Below are 12,453 nucleotides of genomic sequence, written 5' to 3'. Positions count from 1 at the left end.
GAAAACGGGCGGCCAAGGCCGCCCGCGTGCAGAAGAAGCTGCTGCCGCTCTACGGGTTTGCAATCAAAGTGAGAACAAGGCGCGAAGCCGCAGACAGTGCTTTAGCACGGCAAGGCAAAGCAACGCCGTTATCGCTTTGATTGCGAAGCCGTATCAGGCCGTGCCGCCTACTGTCAGCCCTTCGATGCGAAGCGTCGGCTGGCCGACACCCACCGGCACGCTCTGGCCTTCCTTGCCGCAGGTGCCAACGCCTGGGTCCAGCGCCATGTCGTTGCCGATCAGCGTGACCTTCTTCAGCGACTCGGGGCCGCTGCCAACGATGGTCGCGCCCTTGACCGGGTACAGGATCTTGCCCTTCTCGACCCAGTAGGCCTCGCTCGCGGAGAACACGAACTTGCCGCTGGTGATGTCGACCTGGCCGCCGCCGAAGTTGGTGGCGTACAGGCCCTTGTCGATGCTGGCGATGATCTCTTGCGGGTCGCGGTCGCCGCCCAGCATGTAGGTATTGGTCATGCGCGGCATGGGGATGTGGGCGTAGCTCTCGCGCCGGCCATTGCCAGTAGGCTTGACGCCCATCAGGCGGGCGTTCATCGAATCCTGGATGTAGCCCTTCAGGATGCCGTCCTCGATCAGCACGTTGCGCTGGCTGGCATTGCCTTCGTCATCGACGTTGAGCGAGCCGCGGCGGTCGGCGATGGTGCCGTCGTCCAGCACGGTCACGCCCTTGGCCGCCACACGCTGGCCGATGCGGCCGCTGAAGGCGCTCGAGCCCTTGCGGTTGAAGTCGCCCTCCAGCCCGTGGCCGATGGCCTCGTGCAGCAGGATGCCGGGCCAGCCCGAGCCCAGCACCACCGTCATCTCGCCGGCGGGTGCCGGGCGCGACTCAAGGTTGACCAGCGCCTGGCGCACCGCGTCGTCCACATAGTCGTTGATCAGCGCGTCGTCGAAGTAGGCCAGGCCAAAGCGCCCGCCGCCGCCGGCCGAGCCGATCTCGCGGCGGCCGTTCTGCTCGGCGATCACCGTGACCGAGAGGCGCACCAGCGGCCGCACATCGGCCGCCAGCGTGCCATCGGCGCGCGCCACCAGCACTACGTCGTACTCGGCCGCCAGGCCGGCCATGACCTGCGCCACGCGCGGGTCCTTGGCGCGGGCGCGGGCCTCGACCTTGCCCAGCAAGGCCACCTTGGCATTGCTGTCGAGCGAGGCGATCGGGTCCACCTCTGGGTAGAGCGAACGGCTGCCCGCTATCTTCTTGGTAGCAATCTTCTTTTTACCAGCCTTGGCTGCCGCCGAAATCGACCGCACGGTACGGGCCGCATCCAGCAGCGAGGCCTCGGAGATGTCGTCGGAATAGGCAAAGGCTGTTTTCTCGCCACTCACCGCGCGCACGCCCACGCCCTGGTCGATGCTGAAGGAGCCAGTCTTGACGATGCCTTCCTCCAGGCTCCAGCCCTCGCTGCGGGTGTACTGGAAGTACAGGTCCGCATCGTCGACCTTGTGCGCCTTGATTTCATTCAGCGCGCGGGTCAGGTGGGATTCGTCCAGGCCAAAGGGCTCCAGCAACAGGCGCTGGGCAATGGCAAGGCGTTCGAGGGTGGGTTCGCGGGAGATCATGGACGGATTTTAGGCACTTGGCTCCGGGACCACCTATTGAGGCGGCGATGGCCGCGCCGGGCTGAAGGCGTAAGGCACGGCGCCAAAGACCAGCAGCAGGGCCGCGGCCAGGAATATCCAGCCAAAGGTGGCAGCCGGTGCCAACCCGTAGTGCTGGCCCCATTCGGCGATCCAGCCAAAGCCCGTGGCTACCAGGGCCGAGCCCAGGAACACGAAGCTGTTCAGTATCCCCAGGCCGCGCCCGCGCATGGCCGGCGGCAGCATGCCGCGGCCCTGCGCCATCAAAATCGGATGCAGCGTGCCCACCGTGCACATGATGGACAGCAGCGCCAGATCCAGCGGCAGCGCCAGCGCCGGCCAGGCCGCCAGCAGCACGGCCGTCAGCAGCGACAGCAGCGTCCAGCCCTGGATCGTGGTCTTGAGCGACCAGCGCCGCGCCAACATCGGCAGCAAAAAAGCGGCGGCAATTGCCGCCGCGCTCACCACGGTAATGGCCATGCCGCGCGCCACCGCATCCAGCTGAAACACGCCCGCCAGGTAAGGCCCGCCCCACGCGGTGCGCAAGCTGGTGCCCGCCGCCATCGCCAGGCACAGCGGGATCAAGGTCCAGAGCGGGCGGATCTTCAGCAGCGCCACCGAGGCCTGCAGCATGGCCACGGGCGATTCAGCGCGGGCGTCAGCATGGCCGCTGTCGCGCACCCAGCGGCGCACCGCCAGGCAGGCAGCGGCCATGCAGGCCGTGGCCACCAGCATGGATGGGCGCCAGCCAAAGGCATGCGCGGCCCAGCCCAGCGGCGCTGCAGCGCACAAGCCGCCGACCATGCCAATGGCGTTGGAGACCCCGACCACGCGCACAAAGCGCAGCTCACCCAGGTGCTCTGATGCGTAGTGGATCAGCCCCATGAACACCGGCGCACACGCCACGCCCAATGCGGCCTGCGCCAGCATGGCGGCCGGGCCACTGGGCGCCCAGGCAAACAACAGACCGCCCGCCACGCCCAGCGCCAACAGCGCGGCGGTAGGCCGGCCCACGCCCCAGCGGTCAAAGGCCAGCCCTACCGGCAACTGGGCCGCGGCAAAAGACAGGAAGAAGGCGGACGACAGCACGCCAAAGGTCACCGGCGTGAGCTGCAGATCCTGCGACAGCTCGGGCGCGATCACCGCCAGGCAACTGCGGAAGAACTGGCTCAGGGCAAGCGCGCCCGTCAGCGCGGCGATTGCCGCAACCGTAGAAGACCGCGACATTAGAACGTGCCTACCATCTGTATGGGGATCGCGTTGGAGTGCAATCGGGATGAGTGGGTGGCCCGGATCCCGCCGCATGGGCTCATGCCCATGCAAGGGGCCGGGGCGCTCAATCGCCCGATTTCACTCCAACCCTTCGGGCAAGCGCCTTTGCGGGCGGTCTGCGGCGTTGCGGCGCTTGCCAATAGCCGAGCTATTGGCTGCGCACCGCGCCTTGCATCCCATCCCGCAAAGACACTTGCGCGGCCCCATAGAGATGGCAGGCACGTTCTCACGACTGGATCAGCCGCCGCGCCCGCGCGATCGACATCAAGATCCCCAGCCCCAGCCCCAGCGTGACCATGGCCGTGCCGCCATAGCTGATGAAGGGCAGCGGCACGCCCACCACCGGCAGGATGCCGCTGACCATGCCCATGTTCACGAAGGCGTAGGTGAAGAAGATCATGGTCATGGCGCCGGCCAGCAGGCGCGAGAACAGCGTGGGCGCCTCCAGTGCAATCAGCAGGCCGCGCGCGATCAAGAACAAGAAGCCCAGCAACAGCAGCGCATTGCCCAGCAGGCCAAATTCCTCGGAATAGGCGGCAAAGATGAAATCGGTGGTGCGCTCGGGGATGAATTCAAGGTGCGTCTGCGTGCCGGCCATGAAGCCCTTGCCCCAGATGCCGCCCGAGCCGATGGCAATCATGCCCTGGATGATGTGAAAACCCTTGCCCAGCGGGTCTTTGGTCGGGTCCAGCAGGGTGCAGATGCGCTGCTGCTGGTAGTCGTGCAGCACCGACCAGCGCACGCCCTGGGCGCACAGCTGCGGCTCGAACCAGACCACCAGGCCAATGCCGACGGCGGCAATCAGCACCGGCGGCAGGATCAGCTTCCACGACAGCCCGGCAAAGAAGATCACCGACAGCCCCGCGGCCAGCACCAGCAGCGATGTGCCCAGGTCCGGCTGCTTCATGATCAGCCCGATCGGCACTACCAGCAGCAGGCCCGCCGCCATGAAGTCCAGCGGCCGCAACTGGCCCTCGCGTTTCTGGAACCACCAGGCCAGCATCAGCGGCATGGCGATCTTCAGGATCTCGCTGGGCTGGATCACGATGCCCAGGTTGATCCAGCGGGTCGCGCCCTTCTTGGTAATGCCAAACACCGCCACCGCCACCAGCAGCGCCACCCCCACCAGGTAGAGCGGTACGGCAAAGCTCATCAGCCGCTGCGGCGGCACCTGGGCCACCACGAACATGATGCTGCCGGCAATCAGCATGTTGCGCGCGTGGTCGTAAAAACGCGTGCCGTGGTCGTAGCCAGAGGAATACATGGTCGTCAGGCCTGCGGCACACAGCAGCAGCACGGCCAGCGCCAGCCAGCCGTCAAAACCCTGGAACAGTGGAAGCAGCCTCTTCCCGAAGGAGGGCTTGTCGAATACGGCGGACATCCGGCGATTATCCTGCGGGCGCAACCGCATTTGCCCGCAGCACCGCCTATGTCCACCACCCATCTCTTGTATCTACACGGTTTCCGCTCCTCGCCGCAGTCGGCCAAGGCGCGGCTCATGGCCGCGCGCGTGGCCCAGCGCCACCCGCAGGTGCACTGGTGGTGCCCACAACTGCCGCCCTCGCCGCGCGCGGCCATGGAGATGGTCGCCGCAGGCATCGCCGGCTGGCCGGCGGCGTCGATGGCCGTGGTGGGCTCCTCGCTTGGCGGCTTCTATGCCAGTTGGGTGCAGGCGCACAGCGGCTGCGCCAAGGCCGTGCTGCTGAACCCGGCGGTGGAGCCGGCACGCGACCTGGCGCGCTACATCGGCGAGCAGACCGCCTGGCATGCGCCGGAAGAGCACTTCTACTTCGCCCCGGAATTCGTCGACGAGCTGCGCGCGCTGCAAGTGCCCCCGCTGGCCGATCCGGCCCGCCAATACGCCCTCATCACCCAGGGCGACGAGGTGCTGGACTGGCGCGAGATGGCCGCCCGCTACGCCGGCGCTACGCGCACCGTGCTGCCGGGTGGCGACCACGCGATTTCGGATTTTGAGCGGCATATCGACGCCGTCTGCGGCTTCCTGGAGCTGGTCTGAGCGGTGTGGCTTTCGAGGTCAGAACTTGTAGTTCAGCGTCACCAGCAAGTTGCGCGGATCACCATAGGTTCCCTGGCTGGAGTAGTAGGCCCAGTACTTCTTGTCGAAGATGTTGTTGGCATTCAGCTGCACCGACAACTGCCGCGAGACGTCGTAGCGTGCCATGAGGCCAACGACCGCGAACGAGGCGTGTTCGTAGCGGTAGGTGCCCGATGCCACGGTGATATCGGCGCTGGTGGGGTTCTGCCACCGGACGTTGCCGCCTACGGTGAGACGCTGCCATGCACCAGGCAACCTCCAGGACGTGCCCGCCTTGAAGAGGGTTTTGGGCAGATAGGGAGAGAAGACCGAGCCATCCGGGTTCTTCGCCAGGGTGCGCGAAATGCCGGCGGTCAGGTTCAGACCTGGCAGCGGCTCACCTGCCACCTCGGCCTCGATGCCGCGGCTTTTCACGCCATCGGCGCCCACATAGGCATAGCTGGTGCTGCCTGGCACCAGGTTTGTCCCGTCCTGCACCGCGACATTGTCCTGGTGCGTCTTGAAGACAGCGACCGAGGCGTTCAAGCGCCCGTCCAGGTATGCGCCCTTCACACCAAGCTCGTAGTTGGTGCCAGTGGTGGGGTTGAGGTAGTTGCGGTTGACGTCGCGGTAGTTCTGGGGATTGAAAATCTCGGTGTAGCTGGCGTACACGGAATGGGCTCGGCCCAGGTCATATACGGCACCGGCGTAGGGCACGAACTTCTGGTGGGCGCTCGTCTCGCCGGCGACCGTGTTGCGCCAACTGGTGAAGCGCCCACCCAGGATCAGCTTCAGCGGATCAGCCACCGACAGGCGCGCGGCCACATAGGCAGCGTTCTCGCGGGTGTGGGTGGTGTCGCCGGGCGGGTTGCTGCTCCAGGTGGGCTCGGGGTAGGAGCCATTCCATTGCCGGAAGTCGTCGATGGCCGCCACATTGGCGGCGCTCCAATCGTTGTCTTGCGCACGCCGCCGCCCGCTGTTGATGCCCACAATCAGTTCGTGCTCACGCCCCAGCAGCGAGAACGGGCCAGTGGCCTGCAAAGAGCCGGTGATCTGCCGCTGGGTGCTGTCGCCTTTCCAGGCATAGGGCACCAGCCCCGCCCCGGTCTGGCGGTCCACGTCACCCAGCAGGTAGAGCAGCTTGGTGTCGTAGTTCATTTCGCGGTAGGTGAGGTTGCCTTTGAGGCTCCACCCATTGTCGAATTGATGGTCCAGGTCGGTGAACACGGCCCGGTTGGTGCTATTCCAGTACGCCCAGCGGGGCGCCTCGTTCAGCGAGCGCGACCAGTTGGTGCGTGTGCCGTCGCTGTAGAGCAGCGGCAGACCGCCCCAGGTCGCGCCGGTGGGCTTGTCGCTCTGGTACTCCGCGCCTAGCGACAGCCGCGTCTGCGGGGTGATGTCGGCCTCGACGACGCCGTAGAGCGCGCGCTTGCTGTCCTTGTAGTAGTCGAGGAAGGATTTTTTCTCCTGGGCCACGGCCACCAATCGCGCGCGCACGGTCCCGTCGGCGGTCAATGGCGTGGACAAGTCCACGAGGCCCCGGCGGTTGCCCCAGGAGCCGATGTTGACGCCGGCATGGCCCTCGAACTTTTTGCTGTTGGCGCGCTTGCGCACGTAGTTGATGGTGGCCGAGGGCTCGCCCGCGCCGGTCAGCAAACCGGTGGCGCCACGCACCACTTCAATGCGGTCGTAGAACTCCAGGTCCTGCGCCGTGTCGCCATAGCTGCCGCCGCTGAAGGAATTGCTGACAACGCCATCGTAGGAAACCCGGTCCACCGAGAAACCGCGCACCCAGTAATAGGTTCGCTTGGTATCCCAGGCAAGCCCATGAACGCCCGTCACGCTGGCCAGGGCGTCATCGGCCGTGATGTAGCCCTGGTCCTCGATCTGCTGGCGCGTGACCACGCTGACCGACTGCGGTGTTTCGCGCAGCGAAAGATTCAGACCGGTGGCGCTGGCAACGCTGCCTGCAGCGTAGGAGCCTGTGCCTTCAGTGGCGCCGCTGCGCTCGGCCTCGGCGCTCACCGTCACCTCGCCCAGCGCCCGGGCCGCCGGTGCCACCGGCTCCACCACCAGCGTGCGCCCTTGCACCCGCCCCTGCAGGCCGCTGCCGGCCAGCAGGGCGCGCAGCGCATCAGCCAACTCATAGCTGCCGCGCAGCGGGGCCGACTGCCGGCCAGCCGCCAGATCTGGAGCGAACGCGAGCTGCAGGCCCGCCTGCGCGGCCAGGGTGGCGAGCGCGGGCGCAAGCGGCTGGGCCGGAATGTCGAAGGCCCGCGACTGGGCGGCTGCGCAATGGATTTGCAGCGCCAGGCCCAAGGCCACGGCAGCCCGGGCCACGGCGTGGCGGCGGGAGGGAAAGTCCGGAATCATGCTGGAAACGTCCTCAGATAAGTCAGATTGGAAGAAGGCTCTCAACCTGCTGGACGAACCAGATTGCCGATTCCTGAAAGTTTTTCTGCCCTTTCGTTACCGAGCGACGATCCGCACACCGCCGCCCTCCTCCTGCGCTACGCGCACTCGCAGCACGGCAGGCAGTGACTGCAGCCAATCGCTCAGGTGGGCGGTTTCGACGGTGCCGCTGATGCGCAGCGATGCCACACGCGGATCGGTGTGCAACTCGAAGCTCGCATAGCGCGCCAGGCGCTCGACGGCCTCGCCAAGCGGAACGGCATCGAAGTGCAATACCCCGTTGCGCCACGACGCGGCGGCGCCATTCGCGGGCTGCACCTGGCCGTCGGGCAGCACGCGCAGGCCCTGGCCCACGCCGAGCACCACGGCGGTGGTACCGGGGCGCTCCACCCGCACCCGGCCGGCTTCGACCTGTACGAGCACGGCACCACGCGGCTCGATCTCGACGCCGAAGCGCGTGCCCAGCACGGTGGCGGTGACCCCTGCCGCCTCCACCACGAAGGGACGTGCGGTGTCGTGCTGCACGTCGAAGAAGGCAGCGCCGGCAAGCAAACGGGCGCTGCGGCGCTGGGCGTCGTAGGCGAACTCGATCCGGCTTTTCACATCGAGCGCAAGCATGGAGCCGTCAGGCAGCGGCTGGCTCAGGCTGCTGCCGCGCGCCACCAGGCTGGCCTGCCACCGCAGCGCCTCGCGGCTCAGGTGCCGCCACAGCAGCGAGCCGCCAACCGTCACGCCCGCCAGCGCCAGGAAGGATGCAAGCCCCCGGCGACGGCCCCGGCGCTGCACGAGCGGCGCATCACCACGCCAGCGCTGCAGCGCGGCCTCGATGCGGTCGGCCGCCAGGATCAGGTCGCGCTCGACCGTATTGCGTGAGACGTCAAACCGCTGCGCGATGGCGTCCTGGCTTTCCCCGTGGACGCGGTGGGCGACAAAGGCGCCGCGGGCACGTTGCGGCAGCGCGGCCAGTACGGCCTCGACGGCGGCGAGCGCCTGGCGGTACATGAGACCGTCGGCCACATCGGGCACGTGCGACGCCATGGCGCCGCTGGCCGCGCTGTCCTGCGTGTGGCACTGCAGCCAGCTGGCGCGCCGGTAGCGGTCGAGCAGGAGGTGGGCCGCGACGGTGCTGAGATAGGCACGCGCATCCTGCACCGGCACAACGGGCGCCTGCCCATCCGCAGCGGGCTCGGCCAGCCGCAACCACGTGTCGTGCGCGATCTCGCGCGCTTCGTCGCTACTGCCGGTGCGGTTGCGCAGGAAGCGCACCAGCGCATCGTATTGGCGGGGGAATTCGTCAAGAAGGGATAACGGGGCCGGCGTGCTCATGGCCGGCAATGATATCCATCAAATGAGAATCAATATCAACCAAGGACATTGATAGCGGGCGCTTGCCGCCCTGCGCGCCCCGGGCCGCCAAGCAGCCCGGGCCTGCTATCTCAATGCCGGAAGTGGCGCACGCCGCTGAACACCATGGCCACGCCGCGCTCGTCGGCGGCATCGATCACTTCCTGGTCGCGCATGCTGCCGCCCGGGTGGATGACGCTGGTCGCACCCGCATCCACCACCACGTCCAGGCCGTCGCGGAAGGGGAAGAAGGCGTCGCTCGCCACGGCCGTGCCGGCCAGGGTCAGGCCGGCGTGCTCGGCCTTGATGCTGGCGATGCGGGCGGAGTCGAGCCGGCTCATCTGGCCCGCGCCCACGCCCATGGTCATGCCGTCCTTGCAGAAGACGATGGCATTGCTCTTGACGTACTTGGCGACCTTCCAGGCGAACAGCAGGTCTTGCAGTTGCTGCGGCGTGGGCTGCAGCTTGGTGACGACCTTCAGGTCGGCCAGCGTCAGCTCGTGGTTGTCGGCGCTCTGCACCAGCAGGCCGGAGCCGATGCGCTTCACGTCCTGTGCGTTCTGGCCGCGCGCCCAGGCGGTCTTGCCGTCGCGCTGCACGCCGTCGAGCGAGATCTCCAGGATGCGCACGTTGACCTTGCCCTTGAACACTTCCAGCGCCTCAGGCGTGACAGCGGGTGCCATCAGCACTTCGACGAACTGCTTGACCACGGCCTGCGCAGCCGCCGCGTCCAGCGGCCGGTTGAAGGCAATGATGCCGCCGAAGGCCGAGGTCGGGTCGGTCTTCAAGGCCTTGGAATACGCATCCAACGGATCAGCGCCCACCGCCACGCCGCAGGGGTTGGCATGCTTGACGATGACGCAGGCCGGCGCGTCGAAGCTCTTGACGCATTCCCAGGCGGCGTCGGCGTCGGCGATGTTGTTGTAGCTCAGCTCCTTGCCCTGCAGCTGCTTGGCCGTGACCAGCGAGCCCGGTGCCGGGTACAGGTCGCGGTAGAAGGCGGCCTTTTGGTGCGGGTTCTCGCCGTAGCGCAGGTCTTGCAGCTTGATGAAGTTGCTGTTGCTCTGCGCCGGGAAGGCCGAAGGCGTGCCGTCTTCCAGCAGGGAAGACAGGTGGTTGCTGATGGCCGCGTCGTACTGGGCGATGCGGTTGAAGGCGGCCACCGAGAACGCGAACTTGGTCTTGTCGGCGAGCTTGCCGCTGGCTTGCAGCTCGGCCAGCGCCGTGGGGTACTGCGAGGCGTCGGTCAGCACGCCCACGTCCTTCCAGTTCTTGGCGGCGCTGCGCACCATGGCCGGGCCGCCGATGTCGATGTTCTCGATGGCGTCTTCCAGCGTGCAGCCGGGCTTGGCCACGGTGGCTTCGAACGGGTAGAGGTTGACCACCAGCAGGTCGATGGTGTCGATGCCGTGCGCCTTCAGTGCCGCCATGTGCTCGGGCACATCGCGCCGGGCCAGCAGGCCGCCGTGCACCTTGGGGTGCAGGGTCTTGACGCGGCCGTCGAGCATTTCCGGGAAGCCGGTGACCTCGGCCACTTCGGTGACCGGCAGGCCTTCCTTGGCCAGCAGCTGTGCCGTGCCGCCGGTGGAGAGCAGGCGAATGCCCAGGCCGTGCAGGGCACGGGCGAAGTCAACGATGCCGGTCTTGTCAGACACGGAGAGGAGTGCGGTCAGGGCCATATGATTTTTAAAGGTTCGGAAAGACGCTATTCAGGAGTACCGCGGAACCGGCTTTGCCGGGCCGCTGGTACTGCCCCCTGCAAGGGGGCTGGCGAAGACACGTAGTGCGTAGCCTGGGGGGGCAGCTATTCCCTGCGCGGCTACTTCAAGAGGTTGTGCTCGACCAATTTTTTACGCAAGGTATTGCGGTTCAGCCCCAGCCAGTCGGCGGCGCGTGACTGGTTGTGTGCGGCTTCGGTCATGACCACTTCCAGCAGCGGCTTTTCCATGACCTGGATCAGCATGTCGTACATGCCATGCGGCTGCTCGCCCCCCAGATCCCGGAAATAGCCTTGCAGGCTGTCGCGTATGCATTCTTCGATGTTTTGCTTGCTCATTCTTGTGCTTTCTTCGTCATTCTTTTGTCAGGTCGCAGCCTCAAGCGCCGCTTCCGCCTCATCCACCCCGGTGTCGCCTGCGGCTTGTGCCGGCATGCGGTCGGTGGTGGTTCCCAGTACCTCGAAATAGTCGCCCACGGCCTGCAACTGCGCGGCGCAGTCGTCCAGCAGGTTCATGCGGGCGCGAAACTCTTCGCCGCCAGGCAGGCCGCGCACATACCAGCCGATGTGCTTGCGTGCGCTGCGCACGCCGGTCAGCTCGCCATACAGCAGGTAGTGCTCTTGCAGGTGGTCCAGCAGCAGGCGGCGCACCTCGGCCACCAGGGGCGGCGCCAGGTGCTCGCCGGTGGCGAGGAAGTGGCCGATCTCGCGGAAGATCCAGGGCCGGCCCTGGGCCGCGCGGCCGATCATGATGGCGTCGGCGCCGGTGGCCGCGAGCACGTCGCGGGCCTTCTCTGGGGTGTTGATGTCGCCGTTGGCGACCACCGGGATGCGCACCGCAGCCTTGACGGCGGCGATGGTGTCGTACTCGGCCAGGCCGCGGTAGCCCTGCTCGCGCGTGCGGCCGTGCACGGTCAGCATCTGCACGCCGGCGGCTTCAGCGGCGCGCGCAATGGCCACGGCGTTCTTGTGTTCGGCCGACCAGCCGGTGCGCATCTTGAGCGTGACCGGCACGCCGTGCGGCGCGGCCGCAGCCACCACCGCCTCGACGATGGACAGCGCCAGCGGCTCGTCCTGCATCAGCGCCGAGCCGGCCCACTTGTTGCAGACCTTCTTGGCCGGGCAGCCCATGTTGATGTCGATGATCTGCGCGCCACGGTCGATGTTGTAGGCCGCGGCCTCGGCCATCATGGCGGCGTCGGTGCCGGCGATCTGCACGGCGATGGGCGCCGTCTCGCCCTCGTGGTTGGCGCGGCGCGAGGTCTTCAGGCTGTTCCACAGGTCGCGCCGCGAGGTGACCATCTCGCTCACCGCGTAGCCCGCGCCCAGCGACTTGCACAGCATGCGGAAGGGCCGGTCCGTCACGCCCGCCATAGGGGCGGCGAACAGTCGGTTCGGCAGGGGAATGGAGCCGATCTGCATGGCGTACGTGGGGATGGGGAAGGTCTGGCGCGGCGGGGGAGGCGTGATTCTATCTGCCTAAATTTGCAGCAACCGCGAGACGTTACGAATAGTTGTAAGAGCCTGAGATACTGCCTCTCCATGCAAGCTTGGCTAGACACCGCACTCCAACTTCTCTCCCTGCCGCAGTACGGGCTGAGCACCGTCTTTGTCAGCGCCTTCATCTCTGCGACGCTGCTGCCGATTGGCTCAGAGCCGGTGCTGTTCGGCATGCTCAAGCTCAACCCCGATCTGTTCTGGGAGGGCGTGGCCGTGGCCACCCTGGGCAACACGCTAGGCGGCGCGCTGGACTGGTGGATGGGCTTTGGCGCACACAAGGTCGCCGACAAATACAGCCATTCCAAACACCACACCCGGGTGCTGGCCTGGCTGGAGCGGCTCGGGCCCAAGGCCTGCCTGCTGAGCTGGCTGCCGCTGGTGGGCGACCCGCTGTGCGCGGTGGCCGGCTGGCTGCGCCTGCCGTTCTGGCCCTGCCTGTTCTATATGGCGATAGGCAAGTTCCTGCGCTACCTGCTGATGACGACGGCGCTGCTCTACGTGTTCCCGTCGTAAAGCTACTGTTTTTATAGCTATAAGCCCA

10 protein-coding genes are annotated in these 12,453 nt (G+C 66.8%); 2 read left to right on the top strand and 8 right to left on the bottom strand.

Annotation, left to right across the window (positions count from 1 at the left end; translation table 11 throughout):
* Positions 1 to 153: 153 nt before the first annotated feature.
* From tldD to rodA, 3 genes are all read right to left on the bottom strand, one after another.
* Positions 154 to 1,614: a metalloprotease TldD gene (tldD, locus tag AAFF27_05785; GenBank protein XAH24701.1), complete on the bottom strand. Its 1,461-nt coding sequence runs from the start codon at positions 1,612 to 1,614 to the stop codon at positions 154 to 156.
* A gap of 33 nt (positions 1,615 to 1,647) precedes the next feature.
* On the bottom strand, positions 1,648 to 2,859 hold the full coding sequence (locus AAFF27_05780) for an MFS transporter (protein ID XAH24700.1): 1,212 nt from the start codon (positions 2,857 to 2,859) through the stop codon (positions 1,648 to 1,650).
* Positions 2,860 to 3,130: 271 nt separating this feature from the next.
* Complete coding sequence (gene rodA / locus AAFF27_05775; GenBank protein XAH24699.1) at positions 3,131 to 4,285, bottom strand: rod shape-determining protein RodA; 1,155 nt, start codon at positions 4,283 to 4,285, stop codon at positions 3,131 to 3,133.
* Positions 4,286 to 4,333: 48 nt separating this feature from the next.
* Here rodA and AAFF27_05770 point away from each other — a divergent pair, with 48 nt between their 5' ends.
* Positions 4,334 to 4,921 carry a YqiA/YcfP family alpha/beta fold hydrolase gene (locus tag AAFF27_05770; protein XAH24698.1) on the top strand — a complete coding sequence of 196 codons (588 nt, stop codon included), beginning with the start codon at positions 4,334 to 4,336 and terminating at the stop codon, positions 4,919 to 4,921.
* Positions 4,922 to 4,939: 18 nt separating this feature from the next.
* Here AAFF27_05770 and AAFF27_05765 read toward each other — a convergent pair whose 3' ends face one another.
* The 5 genes from AAFF27_05765 to dusB all read right to left on the bottom strand — a co-directional run bounded on the left by AAFF27_05765 (position 4,940) and on the right by dusB (position 11,834).
* Entirely contained in the window at positions 4,940 to 7,312 is a 2,373-nt protein-coding gene (locus AAFF27_05765) for a TonB-dependent siderophore receptor (protein XAH24697.1), read from the bottom strand.
* A gap of 96 nt (positions 7,313 to 7,408) precedes the next feature.
* Positions 7,409 to 8,677, bottom strand: a complete 1,269-nt coding sequence (locus AAFF27_05760; GenBank protein ID XAH24696.1) for a sigma-70 family RNA polymerase sigma factor — start codon at positions 8,675 to 8,677, stop codon at positions 7,409 to 7,411.
* Between the two features lie 110 nt (positions 8,678 to 8,787).
* Positions 8,788 to 10,374, bottom strand: a complete 1,587-nt coding sequence (purH, locus tag AAFF27_05755; GenBank protein ID XAH24695.1) for a bifunctional phosphoribosylaminoimidazolecarboxamide formyltransferase/IMP cyclohydrolase — start codon at positions 10,372 to 10,374, stop codon at positions 8,788 to 8,790.
* 140 nt (positions 10,375 to 10,514) lie between these two features.
* Positions 10,515 to 10,751, bottom strand: coding sequence for a Fis family transcriptional regulator (locus AAFF27_05750; GenBank protein XAH24694.1), 237 nt, complete (start codon positions 10,749 to 10,751; stop codon positions 10,515 to 10,517).
* 27 nt (positions 10,752 to 10,778) lie between these two features.
* Positions 10,779 to 11,834 carry a tRNA dihydrouridine synthase DusB gene (dusB, locus tag AAFF27_05745; GenBank protein XAH24693.1) on the bottom strand — a complete coding sequence of 352 codons (1,056 nt, stop codon included), beginning with the start codon at positions 11,832 to 11,834 and terminating at the stop codon, positions 10,779 to 10,781.
* A gap of 120 nt (positions 11,835 to 11,954) precedes the next feature.
* On the opposite strand from dusB, the gene AAFF27_05740 reads away from it, so the two are divergent.
* Positions 11,955 to 12,425, top strand: coding sequence for a YqaA family protein (locus AAFF27_05740; protein XAH24692.1), 471 nt, complete (start codon positions 11,955 to 11,957; stop codon positions 12,423 to 12,425).
* Positions 12,426 to 12,453: the final 28 nt, after the last annotated feature.

This window comes from Xylophilus sp. GW821-FHT01B05, from assembly GCA_038961845.1.
Taxonomy (GTDB): domain Bacteria; phylum Pseudomonadota; class Gammaproteobacteria; order Burkholderiales; family Burkholderiaceae_C; genus Xylophilus.
Note: the sequence above shows the minus strand (reverse complement) of the source record. Positions and strands in the feature narration are given on the sequence as shown.

What these genes read in the sequence shown, in the direction of transcription:
- tldD (XAH24701.1), bottom strand. Translation starts at nt 1,614, where the DNA reads ATGATCTCCCGCGAACCCACCCTCGAACGCCTTGCCATTGCCCAGCGC.
- AAFF27_05780 (XAH24700.1), bottom strand. Translation starts at nt 2,859, where the DNA reads ATGTCGCGGTCTTCTACGGTTGCGGCAATCGCCGCGCTGACGGGCGCG.
- rodA (XAH24699.1), bottom strand. Translation starts at nt 4,285, where the DNA reads ATGTCCGCCGTATTCGACAAGCCCTCCTTCGGGAAGAGGCTGCTTCCA.
- AAFF27_05770 (XAH24698.1), top strand. Translation starts at nt 4,334, where the DNA reads ATGTCCACCACCCATCTCTTGTATCTACACGGTTTCCGCTCCTCGCCG.
- AAFF27_05765 (XAH24697.1), bottom strand. Translation starts at nt 7,312, where the DNA reads ATGATTCCGGACTTTCCCTCCCGCCGCCACGCCGTGGCCCGGGCTGCC.
- AAFF27_05760 (XAH24696.1), bottom strand. Translation starts at nt 8,677, where the DNA reads ATGAGCACGCCGGCCCCGTTATCCCTTCTTGACGAATTCCCCCGCCAA.
- purH (XAH24695.1), bottom strand. Translation starts at nt 10,374, where the DNA reads ATGGCCCTGACCGCACTCCTCTCCGTGTCTGACAAGACCGGCATCGTT.
- AAFF27_05750 (XAH24694.1), bottom strand. Translation starts at nt 10,751, where the DNA reads ATGAGCAAGCAAAACATCGAAGAATGCATACGCGACAGCCTGCAAGGC.
- dusB (XAH24693.1), bottom strand. Translation starts at nt 11,834, where the DNA reads ATGCAGATCGGCTCCATTCCCCTGCCGAACCGACTGTTCGCCGCCCCT.
- AAFF27_05740 (XAH24692.1), top strand. Translation starts at nt 11,955, where the DNA reads ATGCAAGCTTGGCTAGACACCGCACTCCAACTTCTCTCCCTGCCGCAG.